Consider the following 22,461-nt stretch of genomic DNA (forward strand, 5'->3'; position numbering starts at 1 on the left):
CATGCGACGGTCCCGGCTGGCGGGCAGCCTGTGCGCGGTCGTCCTCCTCGCGGCGGGCTGTGTTCAGACCACGGACGGAACGGCCCGACCCGCGGACGCGGCCGGACCGAGTTCGTCGAGTACGCCGACGAAATCGGGCCAGCCAGGCGGCGACCTCGAACGTATCCTGCTCAGCGCAGCCGACATCAACAAGCTGATGGGCGCAACGGATATCGAACTGATGGATTCGGCCAACGATATGGCCGATCACAGTGCCGATATCTCGGAGGCCAAATGCCTTGGTGCGCTGTATAACGCCGAAGAGTCGGTGTACAACGGGACCGGTTGGAAAGACGTCGTCGACCAGGTGCTCACCGAGCCAGAGGACGACAGCGCGCACTGGGTGGAACAGACGGTCGTGCAGTTCCCGGCAGCGACCGGCGCCAAAGCGTTCCTGGAGTCATCGTTCAAACAGTGGATGGATTGCATCGGCAAGTCCGTGATGGTCAACGACGGCGAGTACGAGTACCACTGGCAGTTCGAAGGTATCTCCCGCGACGGCGGCACCATCAGCCAGACCGCCCGGCAGACCGACAGTGACGGCTGGGCCTGCCAGCACGCACTGGCCGCGGTCGACACCTACATCATCGAGGGATCGGTCTGCGGGACGTCGCTGCAGGACGAGGCGGTCACCCTGGTGAATGCGCTCACCGCCAACGCGAAATAGGGATTTGAATCCACCCTGATTCTAAAGCCGGCGGGGAAATGACATCGTCGGGCATCTTCGCTAAATATCTTGCTGGCCAGGCTCTTCCGCTGATGTGACGGTGCGCTTTGCACCGTATCCCAGCGATGTCGGTCGACAGCACGGACAGTGCCGGTCCGGTGATCGCTCTAGCCTTTCGGCGGGGGATCACTGACTGACTAATGCAACCGGAGCTGCACTCGAATGCCTGCACCTGGCAAGAATCGTCCACTTTATTTCTCGGCGTTCGTGATGAACACGCCTTCGCACGTGATCCACGGCCTGTGGCGGGACGAGGCAGCGGCCAACCATGAGATGAACTCGCTGACGCACTGGGTGGACCTGGCCCGCTATCTCGACGGCGCCGGGTACGACCTGATGTTCTTCGCCGATGTCATCGGGCTGCGCTCGCCATGGAACGGGTCCTATGAACTGGTGGCCCGCGAAGGGATGCAGATACCGACCAACGACCCGTCGGTATTGATTTCGGCGCTGGCGACAGCGACGAAGAACCTGGGTCTGGTGTACACCAGCTCGATCGTGCAGAGCCAGCCCTTCGACTTCGCCAGGCGCATCTCCACTCTGGATCACTACACCGGTGGTCGCGTCGGCTGGAATATCGTGACCAGCTTCTCGGATAACACCTACCGCAATTTCGGGCACGAGAAGCTGATCGAGCACGACCTGCGCTATCAGATCGCCGACGAGTACGTCGACGTGCTGTACAAGCTGTGGGAGGGCTCCTGGGACGAGGACGCCCTGCGTGCGGACAAGGTAGCCGGAGTCCACGCCGACGCGTCGAAGATCCACAAGATCAACCACGTCGGCGAGCACTACTCGGTGGAGGGCCCGCACTTCGTCACGCCGTCGCCACAGCGCGTACCGCTACTGTTTCAGGCCGGGTCATCGCCTGTGGGACAGCGGTTTTCGGCCCGCAATGCCGAGGGCGTCTTCATTGCCAGCCCGGATCCGGCGTCCGCAGGCCGGCTGATCAACGAAACCCGAGAGTTGGCCGCCGGATACGGGCGGGATCCTTACGACGTGAAGTTCTTCCAAGGCCTGTCACTGGTGGTGGGCCGCACCTCCGAGGAGGCCAGGGAGAAGGAAGCGCGGATGGAGGAACAGCTCAGCGTCGAGGGTGTGCTGTGCCACATCCTCGGTGACGCCGGAATCGACGCTGGTGCGCTACCCCTGGACACCCCGATCTCCGAACTCGGTGAATTCCGTGGCATCCAGGGTTGGTTGCGTTCGGTAGAGGATGCGGCCACCACCGCCGAGCCGACCATCGCCGACCTCGGTAGGGCTTTCGAACGCAGCAGTCGTATCGTCGGGTCAGCCGAGGAGGTAGCCGACAAGCTCGAGGAGTGGCGCGACGCCGGCCTCGACGGGGTCAACGTGTTCCACGCGGTGCGACCCGACACCTTCAAGGACATCGCCGACCTGCTGTTCCCGGAGCTGCGCCGTCGCGGTCTGCTCAGCTCGGACAAATCAGGCACGTTGCGGCACAAGCTTTCTGGTGGGGGTCCCGACCGGCTGCCTGATACCCATCCCGCCGCGAAGTATCGCGGTGCCTTCAGCGACAACTCGCTGGCGGACAAAGTGTCCGAGCCGCTGACGGTGCCTGCGCGGGTAACGGTATGACCATCACTGGACACACCGAAGACGCCGTACGCACCGTGCCCCTGCTCGGCTCCGTCGACGACGCCATTGCGGCTGCCCATGCCGTCGCCGCTGAGGTGGCCGCCGGCGCCGTCGAACGCGAGCTGAACGGACAGTGGCCGCTGGAGGCACTGGGCCTGGTGGCCGATTCCGGTCTGCTCGGCATTCTGGTACCTGCCCAGTTCGGTGGACCTGAACTGCCGCTGTCCACTGCGGTCAATGTGCTGCGCATCTTGTCCACCGCGGATTCTGCTGTGGGACAGCTGTTATTGGCGCATTATGTGCTCACAGGCGTGTTCCGCGGGCTAGGTGATACCCAGCCTGCCCCGCAGCTGTACCGCGACGTCCTCGGTGGTGCTCACCTGGGCAACGCCACCGTCGAGCGGGGAACCCGCACCAGCGCCGACCGCCTGACCACTGTTTCCCGCAGAGCAGAGGGCGGCTGGGTGCTGACCGGCAAGAAGTACTACGCCACCGGCTCACTCGGTGCCACCTGGATCGCGGTGGCCGCCCGCATCGAAGGGACCGAACCCTCACATGGGGCAACGGCTTTCGTCCGGCCGACGGATCCGGGTGTGACACTGAACCTGGAGAAGTGGTCGGCGTTCGGCCAGCGGGGTACCGCCAGCGGCGAGGTCGTCCTGGACAATGTCGTCGTCGATGATGTGTTCGTCATCGACGAGGGTCCTGATCTGGATCCCTTCACCGCACCACCGACTGTGCTCGGCGCGTACGACCAGGCTCTTCATGCCGCCATCGATATCGGAATCGCGAGGGCTGCCTTGCAAGACGGTGCCCGCTTCGTGACGACCAGAAGCCGGCCCTGGTGGGAGGCGGAGGTCGACTCGGCGGCCGAGGAACCGCATATCGTGCGCCGGTTCGGTGAGCTGACCGCACGGCTGTATGCCCTCGAAGCCCTGCTGGCCCACGGCGCCGCATTGGTCGACGCCGCCTCTGCGCTGCCCGAACTGACCCGCGAAGCCGCCGCGGAGGCGTCATTGCAAGTGGCGGCCGCCAAGGCGCTGGCCCAGGAATTCGCGGTCGAGATCGCCAGTGGGATATTCGAACTCGCCGGAACCTCGGCCACCGACGGGCAATACGCACTGGACCGGCATTGGCGCAACGTCCGGGTGCATTCGCTGCACGACCCCGCCCGCTGGAAGTACGTCCACCTCGGCAACTACACGCTCAACGGAACCCTGCCACCGAGGCGTGGTCTGCTGCTGTAGCACTTCTGATCAGGCCGATTCGTAACCTGTGCGACGCCGCGCCCCATTCCAACCCAGAGAGCCGACATGATCGAAATCGAGAATCTGACCACAAGATTCGGGGATCGCACAGTCCTCGCCGTCGTCGACCCCAGCCGCCTCGAAGGCGTCATCTTCCAGACCGCGCCCCTGCTTCGCCGGCGCGCACGTGAGCGGGGCCTGATCAGAAGGGACAAGTCTGGGACGTTGCGGCAGAAGTTGGTTGGTCGAGGTGACGGGTTGCCTGACACACACCCGGCTGCGGCCTATCGTGGAGCGTTCACCGATAACGACCTGCTGGACAATGTCGGTGTGGCGGGTTGAGGGAGAGAAGAACATTGAGTGCCTTGAAGTTTCACTGGTTCCTACCGACCAACGGCGGTGATAGCCGCAACGTCGTCGGTGGCGGCCACGGTGTGATGGCCGGCGCCGCTGGGCGTCCTGCGTCGGTGCAGTACCTCGGGCAGATAGCGCGTAGCGCCGAGCAGCTCGGATTTGAGGCCGCTCTGACCCCCACCGGAGCCTGGTGCGAGGACGCCTGGGTCACCACCGCGATGATCAGCAGTCTCTCGGAGAGTCTGAAGTTCTTGGTGGCTTTTCGTCCTGGTGCGGTCGCCCCGTACCTGGCCGCTCAGATGGCCGGATCGTTCCAGAAGCTCTCTGGTGGTCGGCTCCTGCTCAATGTCGTCACCGGTGGCGAGGACCACGAGCAACAGATGTTCGGTGACTTTCTCGGAAAAGACGAGCGCTACGCGCGGGCGGATGAGTTCCTCGAAATCGTCCGGCGGCTGTGGACCGGCGAGACGGTGAACTTCGAGGGGGAGTACCTGTCGGTAGCGGATTCCGCGCTGCATCAGATCCCCAACCCACAGCCGCTGATCTATTTCGGTGGCTCGTCCCCGGCTGGTATCGCGGTGGCAGCCAAGCACGCCGATGTCTATCTCACGTGGGGTGAGCCCCCCGCAGCTGTCGCGGAGAAGCTCGACCGGGTCCGCAAGGCCGCCGCCGACGTCGGTCGCGAACTGACCTTCGGCATTCGTCTGCACACCATCGCCAGGGAGACTTCGGCCGAGGCCTGGGCGGAAGCAGACCGGCTGCTGGAACACATCTCTGAAGATGAGATCGCGAAAGTCCAAGCCGGACTGAAACGGTCGGCGTCCGAGGGACAGCAGCGGATGCTCGCGCTCAACAACGGTTCCAAAGATGGACTGGAGATTTATCCGAACCTGTGGGCCGGTGTCGGGTTGATCCGCGGCGGAGCCGGGACAGCGATGGTCGGCTCCTTCAGCGAGATCGCCGATCTGATCGAGGCTTATCGTGAGGTCGGGATCGAAGAATTCGTGCTCTCGGGCTATCCGCATCTGGAAGAGGCGTATTGGTTCGGCGAGGGCGTGCTGCCCGAACTGGCCAGCCGGGGCTTGTGGCAGCACCCCGCGGGATCGGACGTGCCGCTACGGTGACCCAGGCGTCGAGTGAGTCATCGGGGCCTACCCGCATCGTCATCATCGGCGGTGGATACAGCGGTGCCATGACGGCGGTGAACATTGCCCGCCTCAGCGACCACCCGGTACACATCACCGTTGTCAACGACCGTGGGCCGGTGGGTCGGGGCCTCGCCTACGCGCTGCGTCGACCCGAATATCTGCTCAACGTGGCGGCGCGCAATATGTCGGCGTTTCCCGACGAGCCCGACCACTTCCTGCGGTGGCTGCAGACCCGGTCAGACTTCGGCTCCATGTCAGAAACCGAGCTGCGGGAGCGCTTCATTCCCCGCCAAATCTACGGTGATTATCTGTGTTCCATCGTGCAGCACCACTTGCAGAGCCACGGTGGCAGGTCCCCGGTCTCCGCGGAGTTCGTCATCGGTGAGGCGATCGATATCGAACCGGGGGAGCCCGGCTGCGTGGTGCGGCTGGCGGACGGGACGGCATTGGAAGCTGACCGGGTGGTACTGGCCACCGGCAATGAATCACCGGCACCGCTACCAGGAGCCGAAACACTCGCGGACCACCCCGCGTGGGTCGGGAATCCCTGGGAGACATGGGAAGACCGCCTGGCGAAGTTAGACGTCGGTGCAGGGGCCAGTGTTGTCATCCTCGGGACCGGGCTGACGGCCGTCGACATCATCATCACCCTGCGCGCGATGGGATGGATGGGCAGCATCCACACGGTCTCTCGCCACGGCTGGTTCCCGCATGCCCACTTCCGCGGCATCGAGTATCCGGAATTTCCGCCGACGGACGTCGATCTGGCGGCGCTGGGGCTCGACGGTTTGCTGGAACTGATCCAAGAACATTGCGCAATCCTCAACGAGCGCAATGAAAATCCCGCAATCATCGTCGACAAACTGCGGCCGCATACCCAGCGCATCTGGAGTCGCTTCAGCTATGAAGACCGCCTGGCCTTCGCGAGAAAGCACGCTGCCCGCTGGAATGTATACCGGCATCGGATCGCACCGGTCCTGCACGCCCAGATCACCGGTTCACAACTGACCGGACAGCTGCGGGTACACGCGGCCAACATCGAGAATCTGGAAGCGTCCAGGGACCGGATTCTCACCAACGTGGAGAATCGTCAGCCACTTCTCGGCCACCTGGTGATCAACGCCACCGGACCTTCCACGAAGTTCACCGCGACCCGCTCGGTGCTGCTGCAGAATCTGCTGCGACGCGCACTGGTGGCTCCGGACGAAACGAATATGGGCGTGCGCATCGACCCCGACCACACTCTTGTCACCGCCGATGGGAGTCGGTCGCCGTGGCTGCTCGCGCTGGGCCCGCTCCTGCGCGGCACGTATTGGGAAACCATCGCCGTGCCCGAGTTGCGCGGGCAGGCCAGGCGGGTTGCCGAGACCGTGCTCGGCAGTGCGGGCACACGGCACGAGCCCGAACAGCTGGTCCTGGAATACATGATCTGACCTCCGTCAGAGTTGGAGCAATGATGAGTCACATTGAGACGCTGGAACGTTGGGTGGCATCCAGTGATCTCCGCAGTCACCCGGTTCTGCGCTGGTGGCCGTGGGCGACTCTGATTCTTGGTGTGGTCATCATTGGCGTCGGGGCGGTGCTATTTACGCCAGGACGGTAATTCGACTCGTGGCGAGCGCAATGCTGAGCCCCTGGCGGTGAACGCAATAGCGTCAGAGCGATGGTACAGAGCCTGGCCGACGCGCGGATTGACGGTGACTATTGGCACCAGCGGGCCGACACCCGGCTGCGGCGGGAGCGCCAGGCCAAGCAGATCTGCGCATCCTGGTTGTGTTGCTGTGCCGCAGCTAGGCGATGAATGTCAAAGAGAATTAAGGGATTTGGGGGGCAACCACACCACGTGAGCGCCAGCGCCTGACGCACGCGCCCTAGACCGCCTTGCCGGGCATGCTTATTCCGGCTCGTTTCCCTGGTCCTTGGGTGGGTGGAGGAGTTCTTCGGGGTGGTGGTTGAGGTTGACGCGGCCTTGGCCGGTGTCGAGGTGTGGGGGTGGGATCCATTCGGTGCGGCCGTCGCGGCGTTTGCGGGTGCGCCACCCACCGGGTCTGACGAACTTGTTGTGCGATCCGCAGGCCGCGGCGAGGTCATCGACATCGGTCAATCCACCCTCGGCCCAGTCACATTCGGCGTGGTGAGCTTCGGTGAGATAGCCGGGCACATCACAACCCGGGAAGGTGCAGCCCCGATCCCGGGCGTGCAGCACGATACGTTGATCCGCTGAAGCGATCCGTTTCGAGCGACCCAAATGCAGGGCCCGGCCATTGTGGTCGAAGATCACCAGATAGTGGTAGGCGTGGCTGGCCATCCGGATGACATCAGACATCGTCAGCAATGATCCGCCGGCGGTGCGGGCCACCCCGATCTTGGCTTCCAACTCCGCCAGGGTGGTGGACACGATGATCGTGACCGGCAGGCCGTGGTGTCGGCCCAGTTTTCCCGACGAGAGCAGGGAGCGGCCCATCGCGACGGTGGCGTCGTGGCGGCGTTGCGCCGGAGTGCGGTGATCACCTTTGATATGGGCTTCGGAGGGGGTGCCCTTGGTGCACGGGACGTCATCGTCGGGGTTGCACATCCCGGGGCCAGCCCACTTACTGAAGATTGCTTCCAGGGTGGCCCGCGCTTCCGGGGTGAGTTGCCCGCTAATCGAACTCATCCCGTCGGGGCCTTGCCGGCCGAACGTGACACCGCGCTTGCGGGCCCGATCGGCATCAGAGAAATCCCCATCGGGGTTGACCAACGCCGCGATCAACGCTGCCGCCGACCGGAGCTGCTCGGGACCGAACTCACTGGCCACCCCGGCCAGCTCGGCTTCGGCTTTGTCCCGGGTCGGCAGGTCCACCCACACCGGCAACTGCGTGAAGAACGTACGAATGATCCCGATGTGTTCGGCACCGATGCGCCCGGCGGCTTGCCCGGCCGCGACGTGCGGCATCACCGGTGGCAGGGGTTCACCGGTCAACGATGTGCGCTCACCCAGAACCTCAGCATCAGCAAGGCGCCGTTTGGCGTCCTTGCCTCCGATCCGCAGGGCGGTGGTCAACACATCAGCGAAGTTCTTGGCACCCAACTCTTTCGCGGACCCCTCGCGCACCAGCTTGGCCAACAACCGATGCTCAATCACCGGTTGGCGCCGGGTCAGGGTTTCCAGCCGGGCTAGGACATTGACCACTTCGGGGTTGGTCAGCCCGTCAAAGGACACCCCGGCCATGGCGTCGACTGCGGCTTCCAACCCCGACAACGCCGCAAGGACGGTGTCACGATCAGAAACCAACGCCGAACTCATACCCAAACACTACTAACCCCCACCGACACAAAACCCACATCTGAAACACAAGTGACAGAAGAGGTTTCACTAATTATCGAGATCGACGCAATGCCGAAAACCACTCGCACTTATCGGCCCAAAGGTGAATATGGGCGAACGCCGCGTTCATCGAAAGCCTGCTGCACGAGGCAGGCGCGTTAGACCGACGAGGACACCCACAGGGATGCTTATCACCCGTCGGGAGTGCGGGTCGCACACCGTACGACGCTTGGTGCCGAGCACGTTGCGCAAGCAAGGAAATCGACCGGTTGAGTGCCCGCCGCCGTGCGCCCGGAGTCGTTGTGCGGCGACCGCGTGTCACACTGCACAGATGGCAGGTCCCGGGCGAACGACCCTAAGTGCAGCCCGGATCGTCGATGCGGCTATTGAGCTGATCGGGGATCGCGGTTTGGACGAATTCAGCATGCCTAAAGTGGCGGCGTCGCTTGGAGTGCGGACATCGTCTCTCTACCGATACTTCGCCGACAGGACTGCAGTGCTGGCGGCGGTGGCCCGCAAAGTGGCGACGATGGACGAAGCGCCCAAGGTGCCTCCAGCGGGTTCTGGGTGGACTGAGTTCATGGTGGCGCAGGCCGTCGGATTGCGGAGCCGCATCCTTCGATATCCGAACTGCTCGCCGCTGATCATCCAGTTCAACACCAAAGAGGGCGTTTTCGACGAGTACGAATTGATGTGCCAGTTTCTGACCTCGGCCGGTGTGCCGGCGGCGTACCACGTCCGGATCGTCGACGGGCTGACGGCGGTGACCGTGGGATCGGCGGTCTTAGCCGAGAGCGCGGCGGATTACGCGCCTGGCGGATCCGGACCTACCCCAGACGCCGGGCAATACCCGTTGTTGACGACAGCACTGACCGCAATCGGCACCGAAACTGCCGACGAGTTGTTCGCCGGGTTTCTTCGCACGTATCTCCGCGCCATCGTGGACGAAATCGCCGCCGCGCACGACCTCCAGGGCAGCGTCGTCAGCTAGCCAAAACTCTTTAGCAATGTGAATTGTCAGCGCTTGTGGACATTGTCGATAGGGGGTCAGTGAAAAGATTTCGCTAAAAGATTTTGCGAGTTATCTAGCAACTTGCCCCGGATGGCCCCTAATATCCAAGCGCGACCGCTTACTGAGACGTCAATAGGGCGTCCGGCGCGCTGCAGGCAGGGGGATGGGTGTCGATGGCTACCAAGTCTGAGTCGGAGCGGTTCGACGGTGTCGGGACGGCCGGCGTTGCGGGGCGCCGTAAACGTGCAGGCAAGGCACATCGGCGGTCGCAGGATTTCGGGGTCCGTCAATGGCTGCAACTAGGCGCTGCCTCTGGTGGTCTGGGTGCCGCCCTGGTCGGATTCTCATTGATGAGCCCGCAGGTCGGTGTTGCCGCGGCCGATGACGGCGGAAGCTCCTCATCGACGTCCGCAAGTTCCTCATCGAGTTCGTCGCATTCGAATTCGGCTGGGCCCAAGGTGAATTCCAGCTCAAAGCAGTCAGGTGCAGCCGCCAAGCACACCAATGCGGTGAGTACCGCGGTGTCCTCGAGAACGGTGACGGCATCGAAGACTCCTGCCACCGCCAACGCACCCAGCGATGCATCAGGCGCGAGTCCCACGACAACCACCGCTTCGGCGAAGAACTCGGTGACCCTCAAGTCCGCCGCCGCCGTGACACCTGCCGCCGCGCCAGATCTCGCGCAGATCTTCTTCGGCAACGGCACCGCAGACCACCCCAACGGGGGCATCATCGTCGGCAATGGCTACACGTGGACCGCTGACACCTGCGCAGGGAGCGCTGCCTGCAAGGGCGGTAACGGTGGGATCTTGGGCAACGGTGGCAACGGTTTCAATGGGGGTAACGGCGGGCAGGCCGGCTGGTTCGGAAACGGTGGAAATGGCGGAAATGGTGTCGTCACCATCAACGGCGGTGCCGGCGGCGACGGTGGCAACGGTGGGCTGATCACCGGAAACGGTGGCAAGGGCGGTGCCGGGGCCCAGATTGCGAATGGATCGTCGGGTGGCAGCGGCGGCGCTGCTGGGCTCTCCGGGAACGGCGGCAGCGGCGGCAAAGGCGGGGCGTCCACGGGCGCCTTCCACGGCGGTACCGGCGGCCAGGGCGGCGCCGCGGGCTTGCTGCAGGGTAACGGCGGCGCTGGCGGCGTCGGTGGTAACGCGATCCTGATCGGCCAGACCGGCGGTGCCGGGGGCCGGGGCGGGGACACGGGACTGATTTCCGCGAACGGGAGCGCCGGCAATGGTGGTGCTGGTGGAAACGCCAGCTTCGGCGGTGTGGGTGGCAATGGTGGAAGTGGAGGCGCGCTTGCGTTATTCGCCCTCGGCGGCGCCGGCGGAACCGGCGGCAACATTCCGCCCGACGGTGCGCCGGGCGATTTCCGCGGTGTCGGTGGCGACGGCGGCACTGGCGGTACCGGCGGCCTGTGGTCGGGTAACGGCGGTAGGGGCGGTGACGGCGGTCTCGGTGCCGGTGGCGGTGGAGATGGCGGCAACGTCGGATTGCTATCGCTGGTCGGTAAAGGCGGCGACGGTGGAAATGGCGGCGAGGGCCAGGCAGGCTTTGTCGGCTTCAACGGTACGAAGATCAGCCCCAACGGCCAGGTCGGAGAAGTCGGTGGCATCGGCGGTGTAGGCGGCAGCGGCGGTTCAGGCAGCCTGATCATTGGTAGCGGTGGAAATGGTGGCGACGGTGGCGCCGGTGGCACCGGAGGTCAAGGTGGTACCGGGCTGAGCCAGTACGGCGGTAATGGCGCCACCGGTGGTGTCGGTGGTCCGGGTGGCGCCTCCGGCGGTGCGGCCGGAACGGGCAGCTTCTTCTTCGTGATTTCCGCGAACGGTACGGCGGGCGGCAGTGGTGCCGGCGGTATCGGCGGCAAGGGCGGGAAAGGTGGCGACGGGGGCGATGAAGCCGGCGCCATCAGCACAAACGGTGGTCGTGGCGGCAACGGCGGCCTCGGTGGCGTCGGTGGTCCGGGTGCGGCTGGCGGTGCCGGCGGTGCAGGTGGCGCCGGCGCAGACGGTGCCGACGGCGGCGAGGGAGCAGGCGGACGGGGCGGCGACGGTGGTACCGGTGGAGTCGGCGGCGCAGGCGGTCCGAGCACAGCCACGGACCCCGGCGGCACCGGTGGTGTCGGCGGTTACGGCGGCAACGCCGGTAACGGTGCGGGTGGCGTCACCGCCGGAGTCGGCGGTAACGGCGGCAATGGTGGAAATGGTGGTGCCGGCGGTGCGACAGGTGGCACTGGTGGTGAGGGCGCGGGTGGCGGTAAGTCCGGAATTGGCGGAACCGCAACAGATCAAAGTCAAGGCGCACCCGGTACCGACGGCACCAAGGGTGCCGACGGCCCCAGTGCGACAACGGCGAGTGCGACAACCTTCACTGCTGCCACCGCTGCGGTCAGCGCGGTTACGGCAGAGCCCGCCAACCCGCTGTCGGTGTTCTCCGATATCGGGCGCCAGCTCGCGTACATCCTGTTCAATCGGGCTCCTAGTGTTTCGGAGAACGTCGGCGGTTCAGACGAACAAACCGGGCAGGTCAGCGTCGACATGAACGGATCGAGCAACAACGGGTATGGGTTGACCTACACCATCAAAACCCAACCCAAATACGGGACACTGGAAGCCGGCGAGACTCCCGGCTCGTACACCTACATTCCGAATAGTGCGCTGATCACGCCCGGAATCGTCGACACATTCACGATCACGGTGGACAACGGCCAAGAGGCGAAATTGCCTGGATTCGCCGGTGTGCTACAGGGATTCGTGCATGACTTCGCCGTCAAGATAGGTCTCGCTCAACCTGACACCATCGACAAGGTCGTCACTGTCACCGTGGACGGTAACGGCGTGTACGGCAACCTGGTGGAGGGCAAGAAGTACTGGGTGAGTCAGAGCTACGACAATTGTGTCCTGCAGGCGGCCGCCTCGGCGACACTCCAGGCCACCGGGACGTTGCCCACGCCGACGACCGAAGCGCAGTGGGTCGAATGGGCGAAGACCAATGACAGCGTGGTGACGCCAGGTAAGAAGATGTACCTCAGCGAGAACACCAACGAAGCCATCGCTCCCGGCGACGCGCGGGTGCTGATGGAGAAGTACTTCGACGTGACGGCGACGGTGAAGCAGTACGGGACTTTCGATGCCGACGGTAAGCGGCTGACCCAGGCAACTCAGGACGATGGACAGCAGGCCCTCAGAGATATGGAAGCCGCACTGGCCCAAGGGAACGCGATCATGATCGGCTATCCCACTGCCGTCGTCTGGTCCGCTGTCACCGACGTCAAGCCTTCCGGTGATGACAGCTTCACCGAATCCGACCATGCGGCAACGGTTATCGCTGTCGATCTGAAGAAGGCTGTCGTCTATGTCAACGACAGCTCGATGACGAATAAGGGCCAGCTGGTCGGGCAGGGTAAAGCTATCCCGATCGGTGTGTTCATGAACGGGTGGCAGGCCGATAACTACGAGCTGACCATCGTCTCGCCCAACGCGCCGGTGGCCAATGTCAATGCTGCCTAGTTAGTTCCACATCCGAGTCAGGCTCTCAGCTCCATGCTGGGGGCCTGATTCGCTGGTTAACCGGGTGATGCAGGGGTGCGCACTGCGGTGAACCAGGTATCGCGGCGCAGCTGAAAGCCCAGCGATTCGTAGAGGCGGATGGCGTTGGTATTGGTCGCTGCCGTGTGCAGGAACGGTCGCTCGCCGCGGTCTCGAATCTGTTGCACCAGAGCATGTATCAGCCGCGTCGCCAGCCCGGCGCCACGGAAGTCGGCGTCGGTGCAGACGGCGCTGATCTCGGTCCACCCCGGAGGATGCAGTCGCTCACCGGCCATGGCGACCAACCGGCCGTCGCGCCGGATACCGAGGTACGTGCCCATCTCGATGGTGCGCGTGAGAAATGGCCCCGGCCGGGTCTGCTCGACCAGCGCCAACATCTCGGGCACATCGGCGGCGGTCAAGCGGACCGCCTCGGAATCGGCGGTGCCCGAGACACCGTCATCGGCCAGCTGCACGCCCTCCAAACGCCAGGTGGTCTCCCAGCCATTCGGCGGATCGGCGTCGACACCGGCGAGGGCGACCTGCGCACCCGCACCGGCCAGCTCTGCGAGATCGGACCAGTCTTGCGGACCTGGATCATCAGGTAATCCGACAAAGGGGCACATATCGATGGGATACCGCGCCACCCCACCCTTGCGCTGCGCGAAATGTGCGTGCGGACCGGTCAGTGAGGCGTAGGCAGCGTTATCCAACAGGTGAGCGGTCACCAGTTACGAAGCGACGCTGGACTGACCAGGTTTCGCAGATAGGGGTGCCAGACCGAGGTGATCGCGCAGCGTGGTGCCTTCATACTCGGTACGGTATACCCCCAATTCCTGCAACAGCGGCACCACCTTGTCGACCAGTGGGGCCAGCCCGTCTGGCGTGACGTGCGGCACCAGAATGAAACCGTCGGAGGCATCGGCCTGGACAAATTCGTTGATGGTGTGCGCGACGGTTTCCGGTGCGCCGATGAAGTTTTGGCGGCCGGTGACTTCGATGATCAGTTCACGGGACGTCAGATTCTCGGCTTCGGCCTTGGCGCGCCATTCCTTGGCGGTGGCGATGGGGTCGCGGTACATGCGGACGCTGGCGCGACCGCGCGCGATCGTATGTTCGCCAAGGGTCGGATCGACAGTGGGCAGCGGACCGTCGGGATCATGGTCGGACAAATCCCGATTCCACAGTTGCTCAAGGAATTTGATGGCCGTCTGCGGTGAAACCTGGGCCAGCCGCACCTCATGTGCCAACTCCGCAGCCTCGGCGTCGGTATCTCCGAGTACGAAGGTGGCGGCAGGCAGGATCAGCAGTTGGTCGCGCTGGCGTCCGTATTTGGCCAGCCGTCCTTTGACATCGGTGTAGAACGCTTGTCCGGCATCGAGGGTGCTGTGCCGGGAGAAGATCGCATCGGCTCCGGAGGCGGCGAACTCCCGGCCCTCCTCGGAGTCACCGGCCTGGAAGATCACCGGTCTGCCCTGCGGGCCGCGCGGCACGTTGAACTGGCCGGCAATATCGAAATGTGCGTCCTGGTGGGCGAATGCGCCGGGATTCGGGTTCGCCAGGAATGTGCCCGTCGCCTTGTTCGCCACGATCTCGTCGCCACGCCAGGAATCGAAGAGTTCCTGCGCCGTCTGAAGGAAGCTGCGGGCCCGTTCGTAGCGCTGATCCTGTGGTAGGAAGCCGCCACGGCGGAAGTTCTCACCGGTGAACGCGTCCCAGGAGGTCACGACGTTCCACGCGGCACGGCCCCCGGAAAGGTGATCGAGGCTGGCGAACTGACGGGCCACGTCGTAGGGCTCGTTGAAGGTGGAGTTGATGGTGCCCGCCAGCCCGAGGTGCTCGGTGACCGCCGCAATCGCCGCCAGCACGGTGAAGGTATCGGGGCGACCGACCACGTCGAGGTCGTAGATCTGGTCGTTCTGCTCCCGTAAGCGCAATCCCTCGGCAAGGAAAAGGAAGTCGAACTTGCCTCGCTCGGCGTCCTGGGCGAAACGGGCGAACGAACTGAACTCGATATGGCTACCTGCCGCCGGATCGCTCCACACCGTCGTGTTGTTCACGCCGGGGAAGTGGGCAGCCAGATGAACCTGCTTGAGGGGTTTGCTCATGGTGTCGTCCTCTATCTGCTCAGGCGTTCGCGTAGCGGTTGGCTGGGCGCGCCAGCCCGAGCAGCCCGCGCAAGGTATCGGCTTCGTAGGTCGTGCGGAACAGGCCCCGCCTGCGCAGTTCAGGAACGAGCCCTTCGGTGATCTGGACCAGGTCATCGGGCAAGGCGGCGGGGCGCAGTCGGAACCCGGCCAGCCCGCCCGCGTGCCACTCTTCGATAAGGTCGGCGAGCTGGCTCGGCGTTCCGACGAAAGTGTGTGCGTCGCTGACATATTCACTGCCGGCCAGCTCATCGAGGCGTGCGCGCCGGGCCGCGGCGGCCTGCTCGGTGTCGGCGAGGAACACGGTCAGGTCAGAAAACACCCGTACCGGTGCATCGGTCCGGTCGCTGCGGTGTTGCTCGTCCGTGATCTGTTCGACGATGGTGGCCACCTCCGCGGCGTCGTGGGGCGTGACGAAGCCGACGTCAGCGCTGCGGGCGATCAGCCGATATCCGTCAATGCTGTGGGCGAGCGCGGCGACAATCGGTTGACCCTGGGGCGGTCGCGGCGTGATCGACGGTCCCTTGACCGAGAACCACTCGCCCTTGAAGTCGATGTAGTGCAGTTTGTTTCGATCGACGAACCGCCCGGTGGCCACATCGCGGATCTCGGCGTCGTCCTCCCAGCTGTCCCACAGTCGACGCAGTACCTCGACGTAGTCGGCGGCCTCGTCGAAATGTGCGACGACGGTTTCCGGTGACAACGGTGGAATCTCGCGACGACCGAAGAGCTTGGCCGCGTCGGGCCGCACAGAGATCTGCACCCGCACGCCCGCCCGGCCGGTACTCACGTAGTCCAAGGTGGCGATCGCCTTCGACACATGGAACGGCTCGGAGTGTGTGACCGTCGCGGTCGGGACGAACCCGATGTGGCTGGTCCGTGGCGCGACCCGGGCGGCGATCAGCACCGCATCCAGACGTCCACGGACCCGGTCGAGGCGTTGATCGGGGGTAAATGTGTCATCGGATTGCAGGGTGAAGCTGTCCTCGATGGTGACCAAGTCCAGCGTGGCCCGCTCGGCTTCGGTGACCAGGTCGGTCCAGTACTTGGCGGTCAACAACTCGGCAGGGCGCGCGTTGTCTGCACGCCACGCGGCTGGGTGCCACCCGGCGCCCTCGAGCGCGACGGCGAGATGAACGAGATTCGACGGATCAGTCATGGGAGCTCAGCTTTCGTCTCAGGATGCAACTACGCGGCCACTGAGTACATTCCTGGCGCGGCGAACGCGATTTACAGCGGGTTGAGAATGCGGTCCAAGAACTGCCGCGTCCGCTCTTCCTTGGGGTCGCCGATGACCTGGTCCGGCGGGCCCTTTTCCAAAATGATTCCTTGATCGGTGAAGAGCACCTGATTGGAAACCTGCCTGGCGAACTGGATTTCGTGCGTCACGATCACCAGCGTCCAGCCTTCGACGGCCAGATCCTTGATGACAGAAAGCACTTCGCCCACCAGTTCGGGGTCGAGGGCCGATGTGGGCTCGTCGAACAGCACCAGCTTCGGTTTGAGCGCTAAGGCCCTGGCGATACCGACGCGCTGCTGCTGCCCACCGGAGAGCTGATAGGGGTACTGGTCGAGCTTGTCAGCCAGACCGACCTGGTCAAGCAACACTTCGGCCTCGGCGACGACCTCGTCCTTGGGCCGCTTCTGCACGATCACCGGCCCCTCGATGACGTTCTGCAGCACCGTCTTGTGCGGGAACAGATTGTGCCCCTGGAACACGAAACCGCTGCGCGATTGGAATCTGCGCACCTCGGGTTTCGGTGTCGGCGTGGAGAAGTCGATCTCCACATCGTCCACTCGAATCACCCCGGCATCGGCCCGGTCGAGCGCGTTCAGCGTGCGCAACAGCGTCGTCTTACCAGACCCGGACGGCCCGATGATGGCGGTCGCTGTCCCTGTTTCCACGGTGAACGAGACACCCTTGAGGACCTTGATATCGCCGAACGCCTTCTCGACGCCCTCGGCGGTGACGCGGTACTCGACCTTGTCCGTTCTGGGTTCGCTTGCGGTGTCAGTCATCGAGCCACGTGCCTTTCCAGTCGATGTTCAAGGCGGCTCTGACCGAAGGAGAGCACCAGGCAGATGATCCAGTAATACACAGCCGCGGTCCCGTAGAGCGCGAAGAATTCGAACGTCGGTGCAGCGACCACCTGGGCAGCGCGCAGTAGTTCGGTCACCAAGATCGTCGAGGCCAGCGAAGTATCTTTGACCAGGGAGATCAGCGTGTTCGACAGCGGGGGGACGGCCACCCTGGCGGCCTGCGGCAGGATGATCCGTCGCAACGCTCCGACGTAGTTGTAGCCGATCGTCTCGGCCGCCTCCCATTGGCCCTTCGGGATGCTCTGGATCGAACCGCGGATGATCTCGGCGGCGTAGCCACCGACGTTGAGGCTGAACGCGATCACCGCGGCCGGGAACGGTTCGAGTTTGATCCCGAGCTGGGGTAACGCGTAGAAGATGATGAACAACTGCACCAGTAGCGGCGTACCCCGGATGATCGAGATGTAGAACCGCGCGATATTCGACAGGACGGCCTTCGACGACAACCGGGCCAGTGCCACCAGCAGCGCGATAGCCAACCCGATCACAAAGCTGATGATGGTCAGCGGAACGGTAACGGTCAGAGCGGCTTTCGCCAACGGCCACAGGTTGTCTGCAATCAGCTTCCACACCGAGCGATGCGCGGGTTGGACGCCCTCGGGCGACGGGGCTCCGGTGACGTTCGCGTTCAGGTACTTCTGCGAGATACTCGCCAGTGTCCCTTCGGCCTTCAACTCATCGATGGCCTTGTTCAGCTCCGGCAGCAGGCCGCTGTCCTTACGGGCGGCGAGGCCTTGCTCGCTCTTCTCCCCGATCGTCGCTGAAATCTTGACGGACTGATCGTTGGTCTCGGCCTGGTAGGCGTGGAAGGCGATGCTGTCGTTGACCACTGCGTCGACGCGACCCTGGTTGAGCAGGGTGATCGCTTGGGTGAACCCCTCTACCGGAGCCACCGTCGCACCGGCTTTGCGGGACACGTCGGCCCAGTTGCTGGTGATGGTCGCCCCGACAGTCCTGCCGTTGAGGTCGTCGAGTGACGTGATCGAGTCGTCGTCCGCCCGGGTGATGATGACGCCTTCACCCACCGAATAGGGCTCGGACAAGTCGTACTTGCTCTGCCGCTCCGGGGTGATGGTGACCTCGTTGGCCACCACGTCGAACCGGTTGGCTTCCAGCGCGGCGAAAATCGAATCCCACGGCGTCTGGACGAATTCCACTTTCTTACCGAGCTTCTCGCCGATGGCGTTGGCCACGTCGACGTCGAAGCCTGCGAGCTGCCCGGTCGCTGGATCCTGGAAACTGAACGGCGCGTAGGTGCCTTCGGTGCCGACCCTGAGCACATCAGAGGACGCGCTGTCTTGATTTGATCCGCAGGCGGCGGCGGTCAGGAGTGCGGCGAGGAGGGCCACCGCAAGCAGAGCTCTTCGGAGGTTATGGGCCACCGGCGCAATCTAGCAATTAGCTGGGGGTCGCCCAAGGGTTCTGCTCATCCGGGTTGCTAAGGCCTCGGCGACGGCAAGCACTGCCCGCGGTAGTCATGGTGTTCTCTTTGCTGGGGTCAGCGTGAAACCACCCGCCGCGGGCGCGGCGATCAGGTCCGCGCAGCGCCGCGGGTCATACCGGGCGATGAACTCGACCTCCTGTGCCGCCCACCGATCCCAGTGCGGCCGATAGGTGTCGCCGTCTCGGCGCAGGGCCCGTCGCTTTCGGTCGTCATCGTCGGCATCGACCCAGATGGCGAGGTCGGCCAACATTCGCGTACGCGGGGTCAGCGTTCCGATTCCTTCGATGATGAGCCGACGTTGCGGTTGCACCACGTGCCAGCTTCCCGGTCGGTCTGTCGCCCAGTCCCAGCTGCGCCAGCGCCCCGCGCGGTGCTCGGATCGAGGTTGCAACAGGGACGTCTCGATGTGTTCGGCCGCCCACTGCAAGCCATCCCAGCCGGGATAGATATCGTCCAGCCGAACCAGCAGGCTGTCGGCCCAGACCTGGCATAGCTGGGTGGCCAGCGTTGTCTTGCCCGATCCGGACCGCCCGTCGATCAACACGGTTGTCGCAGCGGCGGCGTCCAACAGGCGCAGGGCCTCATCGAGTGCCAATGAAGTTCCATGCTCCCGTGGCGACGGAGACTGTGATCGCCGTCGCCGCGATCACAATGCCTGCGCCGATGAGGGCGATCTCGCGACCCCCGAACGGCGATGGCCGAGCCCAGGTCCGTGTCGGATATGCGCCGAAGCCACGCGCCTCCATCGCAGTGGCCAACTTGGATCCGCGGCGCACCGCGAAGACCAGGAGCGCGAACGCCTGCCCGGCTGTTCGACGCAGCCGGGCCTGATCTGCGACGCCACGTGCCCTGCGCGCATAACCGAGGTAGCGCCAGTCCTCGCCGAGGAGCCCGATCAGTCGCAGGCCCGCCAGCGCGCCGAGCACAAATCGAGCGGGCAGCCTGACCACTTGGCCCAGTCCGTCAGCGAGCTCGGTGGGTTCGACGTCGAGGAACAGAAACACCGAGGGTAATGCGATGGCCAGGACGCGCAGAAAGGTCGCGAGCGATAAGGCGATGGAACCGTCGCTGACGTTGATGAGCAGAAAGTGCCAATGCACGGTACCGCTCGGTTCCCCGTACAGCAGGATGGTGATGGCGGTCAGGCCGGCGGCGACGGTAATCACTGCGCTGCGAACGAGGAAGGGCCGCAACCGAACCCCGAGCGCAAAGATCAACACGATCTCAAGAATCAAGGCGGTCAGGGCCGAGACCCAGTCGACGCTGAGAACCAGGGCGGCGGCGATCACGAGTGCGGTCAACAGTTTCGCGACGGGGTTCAGGGTTCTGGTCAGCGCGGGCGCGTCGATGGCGTCGTGCGCTGTCATCGCGCACCGTCCGGCACTGACACTGGGGCCCGCGCTGGCAACGTGATGGTGTGATCGGCCAGTGTGACCGCAAAGTCGAGATCGTGGGTGATGGCCACGACGGCCGTCCCAGCATCGACGATCTCAGCGAGCAATCGGATCAGTTCCTCCCAGGTGCGGCGGTCCTGGCCGAAGGTGGGTTCATCAAGGACGATCACATCGGGTGTGGTCGCGAGCACGGTGGCCACCGACAACCGCCGCTTCTCACCACCGGAGAGGGTGTACGGATTGGCTTCCGCGAGGTGGGTGAGCCGAAGTCGTTCGAGCAGTTGATCTCCGAGGGTGGCGGTCGCGTCGCGGCTGTGTTTGAGCGCCCGCGGTCCGAGCTCAAGTTCGTCGCGGACGGTACCGGTGAGGAACTGGTGCTCAGGGTCTTGGAAGACACTACCGATCCGATTGAGCAGCTCCTTGGCGCGCCACCGGATAGGCTCGCGGCGCTTCGAGGCCGGGGAGAAGTCCACGTCGGCCACCAGATGTCCCGCGGCCGGGGGAAGCAGGCCGCCGAGTGTCAGCGCCAGGGTCGATTTCCCGGCTCCGTTCGGTCCGGTCACGACAGTGGTTCGGCCCCTGGCGATCTCGAAGTTCAGACCGGTGTGCAGCGCAGGACCGGACCCGTAGCCGAGCGCGAGATCGGTCGCCGTCAGCAGCGTCCCCGCTGGGGTCGATCCAGTGCGGCTGATCGCGGGTAGAGGTGCCCCGGGAACCCACACCCCGGACTGCAGGAGGTAGTCATGTTCGTGCTGGATGACGTGCTCTGGCGTACCGTCGGCCACGATCTCACCATCGGAACCCAGGACGATGACCCGGTCGACGACGGGTAACCAGACCTCGGTGCGGTGTTCGATCACGACCACCGTCGCCCCGGTCTGGTCGGCGGTGGCGGCGATAGCGTCGCGCACCTCGATGACACCGGCCGGGTCAAGGTTGGCCGTCGGCTCGTCCAGGAGGATCAGGCCGGGATCCATCGCGATGACGCCCGCGAGCGCCAGCCGTTGTTTCTGGCCACCCGATAACGTAGATGTGTTGTGGCCCAACGGTACCTGCAGGCCGACCGCGCGCAGTGCCTGGCTGACGCGCGGCCAGATCTCTTCGCGGGGGACGTTGAAGTTCTCCATCCCGAACGCGACATCGTCGCCGACGCGGGACAGGATCACCTGCGAATCCGGATCCTGTAACACCATGCCGATCCGCGACCGTCGCTGGCTGGGATGCGCACCGTCCACCAGCAGGCGGCCGGCTTCCACACCGTCTTCCGAACCGCCGAGCAGTCCGGCCAGACCGTGCAGCAGGGTGGATTTGCCCGCACCGGACGGGCCGAGGAGCAGCACCCGTTCACCGGGGGTGATGGTCACTTCGAGGTCGTGTATGGCCCAGTCGGGACGGCCCGCATGGCGCCAGCCCCAGCCGGTGGCACTGACGGCGGCCCCGTCGGCGGTAGTCGGCCGTGCAGTCATCGATCCAGCTGATCAGCCAGTGCCGCGCCAAGCCGGTGACCGGATAACCAGGCCGATTCGACGCGTGGCGCACCGGTAGGACACCACGAGTCACCGCACACTCCGAGCGGGCGGCCCTGATGTGTGGTCAGTTCAAAGGCCTTGTCGCCGTGTGTGCCCGCTGGTTTGGCGAAGGTCCAGCGGTGCGCGTGCGTCCACTGTGGTTCGGCCGTGATGTTCAGAATCCGCCGGAGCGCGCCGATGAGGGGCGCGACCGCATCATCGGGTGTCTGCAGGTGGACTTCGGCGCGTTGTGCTGTGGTGTGCGCGACAAGGACCGCGGCGCCGTCGCCGCGGCGGGCGCCGTCGTCGGCGACCAAGGTGAGATCGGGATCATCGTTGATGAAGGCGGCATCGGTGACCGGCCAACACCGCTGCGGCCAGGCCGCGGCCACCGCGATCACCGGTTCGTAGACCACCCAGTCGGCTGCCTCCGGGGCCAGTCGTGCGGCCTGCGGGTCGGGCATCGCCAACACCACCGCATCGTGGTCCAGTTCCCCCAGCGTGCCGATCGCCCGATCCGGCTGGACCTCGTCCGACGCCAGGCCTGTCGCCAGGTCCCGCACCAGCGCGCGTAGGCCGTCGGGGGAGGCGTACCGCATCGGACCAGAGGTACGACTATGGCCGCCGGCGCCGAATACGTCGAAGGTGTCGGTCCAGTCCCGGACCAGGCCGCGCGACGCCCACCTCTCGGCGACGGCGATGAACTCCGGCTCTTTGGTGGTGAAGTACGCCGCGCCCACGTCGACCCGGCGGCCGTGCAATGTCGGTGACGCCATCCGCCCGCCGGGGACCCGGCCTCGGTCGATCAGGTCGACATCGACACCGCGGTCGCGCAACGCGCGGGCGCAGGCCGTCCCGGATAGCCCGGCTCCGATGACTGCTACCCGCGATGACATAGG

General features: G+C 64.8%; 18 protein-coding genes and 1 pseudogene. 8 read left to right on the forward strand and 11 right to left on the reverse strand.

What is annotated here, in order from left to right:
* Position 1: 1 nt before the first annotated feature.
* The 6 genes and pseudogenes from ADBZ9O_RS13660 (at position 2) to ADBZ9O_RS13685 (ending at position 6,547) form a co-directional block, all read left to right on the forward strand.
* A complete protein-coding gene (locus ADBZ9O_RS13660; protein ID WP_526532042.1) occupies positions 2-706 on the forward strand; it encodes a sensor domain-containing protein in 705 nt (234 codons plus the stop codon).
* 270 nt (positions 707-976) lie between these two features.
* On the forward strand, positions 977-2,365 hold the full coding sequence (locus ADBZ9O_RS13665; RefSeq protein WP_526532044.1) for an NtaA/DmoA family FMN-dependent monooxygenase: 1,389 nt from the start codon (positions 977-979) through the stop codon (positions 2,363-2,365).
* Positions 2,362-3,612, forward strand: coding sequence for an acyl-CoA dehydrogenase family protein (locus tag ADBZ9O_RS13670; protein WP_526532046.1), 1,251 nt, complete (start codon positions 2,362-2,364; stop codon positions 3,610-3,612). The genes ADBZ9O_RS13665 and ADBZ9O_RS13670 overlap by 4 nt, the downstream gene beginning before the upstream one ends.
* Before the next feature lie 186 nt (positions 3,613-3,798).
* Positions 3,799-3,954: pseudogene (locus ADBZ9O_RS13675) on the forward strand (LLM class flavin-dependent oxidoreductase); the annotation flags it as partial.
* A gap of 14 nt (positions 3,955-3,968) precedes the next feature.
* Entirely contained in the window at positions 3,969-5,090 is a 1,122-nt protein-coding gene (locus ADBZ9O_RS13680) for an LLM class flavin-dependent oxidoreductase (protein WP_526532048.1), read from the forward strand.
* Positions 5,087-6,547 carry an FAD/NAD(P)-binding protein gene (locus ADBZ9O_RS13685; RefSeq protein WP_526532050.1) on the forward strand — a complete coding sequence of 487 codons (1,461 nt, stop codon included), beginning with the start codon at positions 5,087-5,089 and terminating at the stop codon, positions 6,545-6,547. The genes ADBZ9O_RS13680 and ADBZ9O_RS13685 overlap by 4 nt, the downstream gene beginning before the upstream one ends.
* Before the next feature lie 461 nt (positions 6,548-7,008).
* Here the strand turns inward: ADBZ9O_RS13685 and ADBZ9O_RS13690 are convergent, their stop codons facing one another.
* Positions 7,009-8,400, reverse strand: a complete 1,392-nt coding sequence (locus tag ADBZ9O_RS13690; RefSeq protein ID WP_526532052.1) for an HNH endonuclease signature motif containing protein — start codon at positions 8,398-8,400, stop codon at positions 7,009-7,011.
* Between the two features lie 445 nt (positions 8,401-8,845).
* Here ADBZ9O_RS13690 and ADBZ9O_RS13695 point away from each other — a divergent pair, with 445 nt between their 5' ends.
* A complete protein-coding gene (locus ADBZ9O_RS13695) occupies positions 8,846-9,412 on the forward strand; it encodes a TetR/AcrR family transcriptional regulator C-terminal domain-containing protein (protein ID WP_526533136.1) in 567 nt (188 codons plus the stop codon).
* A 307-nt stretch (positions 9,413-9,719) separates the two neighbouring features.
* Here the strand turns inward: ADBZ9O_RS13695 and ADBZ9O_RS13700 are convergent, their stop codons facing one another.
* Positions 9,720-10,073, reverse strand: a complete 354-nt coding sequence (locus tag ADBZ9O_RS13700; RefSeq protein WP_526532054.1) for a hypothetical protein — start codon at positions 10,071-10,073, stop codon at positions 9,720-9,722.
* Here ADBZ9O_RS13700 and ADBZ9O_RS13705 point away from each other — a divergent pair.
* Complete coding sequence (locus tag ADBZ9O_RS13705; protein WP_526532056.1) at positions 10,063-12,951, forward strand: hypothetical protein; 2,889 nt, start codon at positions 10,063-10,065, stop codon at positions 12,949-12,951. The two genes, ADBZ9O_RS13700 and ADBZ9O_RS13705, sit on opposite strands and share 11 nt — an antisense overlap.
* Before the next feature lie 56 nt (positions 12,952-13,007).
* Here the strand turns inward: ADBZ9O_RS13705 and ADBZ9O_RS13710 are convergent, their stop codons facing one another.
* The 9 genes from ADBZ9O_RS13710 to ADBZ9O_RS13750 form a co-directional block, all read right to left on the reverse strand.
* Complete coding sequence (locus ADBZ9O_RS13710) at positions 13,008-13,697, reverse strand: GNAT family N-acetyltransferase (protein WP_526532058.1); 690 nt, start codon at positions 13,695-13,697, stop codon at positions 13,008-13,010.
* A gap of 3 nt (positions 13,698-13,700) precedes the next feature.
* Positions 13,701-15,077, reverse strand: coding sequence for an NtaA/DmoA family FMN-dependent monooxygenase (locus ADBZ9O_RS13715; RefSeq protein ID WP_526532061.1), 1,377 nt, complete (start codon positions 15,075-15,077; stop codon positions 13,701-13,703).
* A gap of 19 nt (positions 15,078-15,096) precedes the next feature.
* Positions 15,097-16,275 carry an LLM class flavin-dependent oxidoreductase gene (locus ADBZ9O_RS13720; protein ID WP_526532063.1) on the reverse strand — a complete coding sequence of 393 codons (1,179 nt, stop codon included), beginning with the start codon at positions 16,273-16,275 and terminating at the stop codon, positions 15,097-15,099.
* Between the two features lie 71 nt (positions 16,276-16,346).
* A complete protein-coding gene (locus tag ADBZ9O_RS13725; RefSeq protein ID WP_526532066.1) occupies positions 16,347-17,135 on the reverse strand; it encodes an amino acid ABC transporter ATP-binding protein in 789 nt (262 codons plus the stop codon).
* Positions 17,132-18,598, reverse strand: coding sequence for an ABC transporter permease subunit (locus tag ADBZ9O_RS13730; protein ID WP_526532068.1), 1,467 nt, complete (start codon positions 18,596-18,598; stop codon positions 17,132-17,134). The genes ADBZ9O_RS13725 and ADBZ9O_RS13730 overlap by 4 nt, the downstream gene beginning before the upstream one ends.
* Before the next feature lie 93 nt (positions 18,599-18,691).
* Positions 18,692-19,255 carry a uridine kinase family protein gene (locus ADBZ9O_RS13735; protein ID WP_526532070.1) on the reverse strand — a complete coding sequence of 188 codons (564 nt, stop codon included), beginning with the start codon at positions 19,253-19,255 and terminating at the stop codon, positions 18,692-18,694.
* Positions 19,242-20,027 carry an energy-coupling factor transporter transmembrane component T family protein gene (locus ADBZ9O_RS13740; protein WP_526532072.1) on the reverse strand — a complete coding sequence of 262 codons (786 nt, stop codon included), beginning with the start codon at positions 20,025-20,027 and terminating at the stop codon, positions 19,242-19,244. The genes ADBZ9O_RS13735 and ADBZ9O_RS13740 overlap by 14 nt, the downstream gene beginning before the upstream one ends.
* Positions 20,024-21,520, reverse strand: a complete 1,497-nt coding sequence (locus ADBZ9O_RS13745; protein WP_526532074.1) for an ABC transporter ATP-binding protein — start codon at positions 21,518-21,520, stop codon at positions 20,024-20,026. Before ADBZ9O_RS13745 ends, ADBZ9O_RS13740 begins: the two co-directional genes overlap by 4 nt.
* Positions 21,517-22,458, reverse strand: coding sequence for an NAD(P)/FAD-dependent oxidoreductase (locus ADBZ9O_RS13750; RefSeq protein WP_526532076.1), 942 nt, complete (start codon positions 22,456-22,458; stop codon positions 21,517-21,519). Before ADBZ9O_RS13750 ends, ADBZ9O_RS13745 begins: the two co-directional genes overlap by 4 nt.
* Between the last annotated feature and the right edge of the window lie 3 nt (positions 22,459-22,461).

The sequence above is a fragment of the Mycobacterium sp. genome, from assembly GCF_965229105.1.
Taxonomy (GTDB): domain Bacteria; phylum Actinomycetota; class Actinomycetes; order Mycobacteriales; family Mycobacteriaceae; genus Mycobacterium.

Bases quoted from the DNA above. Each gene is read 5' to 3' on its own strand.
- ADBZ9O_RS13725 (WP_526532066.1), bottom strand. From the start codon at position 17,135: ATGACTGACACCGCAAGCGAACCCAGAACGGACAAGGTCGAGTACCGC.
- ADBZ9O_RS13695 (WP_526533136.1), top strand. From the start codon at position 8,846: ATGCCTAAAGTGGCGGCGTCGCTTGGAGTGCGGACATCGTCTCTCTAC.
- ADBZ9O_RS13750 (WP_526532076.1), bottom strand. From the start codon at position 22,458: ATGTCATCGCGGGTAGCAGTCATCGGAGCCGGGCTATCCGGGACGGCC.
- ADBZ9O_RS13670 (WP_526532046.1), top strand. From the start codon at position 2,362: ATGACCATCACTGGACACACCGAAGACGCCGTACGCACCGTGCCCCTG.
- ADBZ9O_RS13665 (WP_526532044.1), top strand. From the start codon at position 977: ATGAACACGCCTTCGCACGTGATCCACGGCCTGTGGCGGGACGAGGCA.
- ADBZ9O_RS13720 (WP_526532063.1), bottom strand. From the start codon at position 16,275: ATGACTGATCCGTCGAATCTCGTTCATCTCGCCGTCGCGCTCGAGGGC.
- ADBZ9O_RS13660 (WP_526532042.1), top strand. From the start codon at position 2: ATGCGACGGTCCCGGCTGGCGGGCAGCCTGTGCGCGGTCGTCCTCCTC.
- ADBZ9O_RS13715 (WP_526532061.1), bottom strand. From the start codon at position 15,077: ATGAGCAAACCCCTCAAGCAGGTTCATCTGGCTGCCCACTTCCCCGGC.
- ADBZ9O_RS13745 (WP_526532074.1), bottom strand. From the start codon at position 21,520: ATGACTGCACGGCCGACTACCGCCGACGGGGCCGCCGTCAGTGCCACC.
- ADBZ9O_RS13690 (WP_526532052.1), bottom strand. From the start codon at position 8,400: ATGAGTTCGGCGTTGGTTTCTGATCGTGACACCGTCCTTGCGGCGTTG.
- ADBZ9O_RS13740 (WP_526532072.1), bottom strand. From the start codon at position 20,027: ATGACAGCGCACGACGCCATCGACGCGCCCGCGCTGACCAGAACCCTG.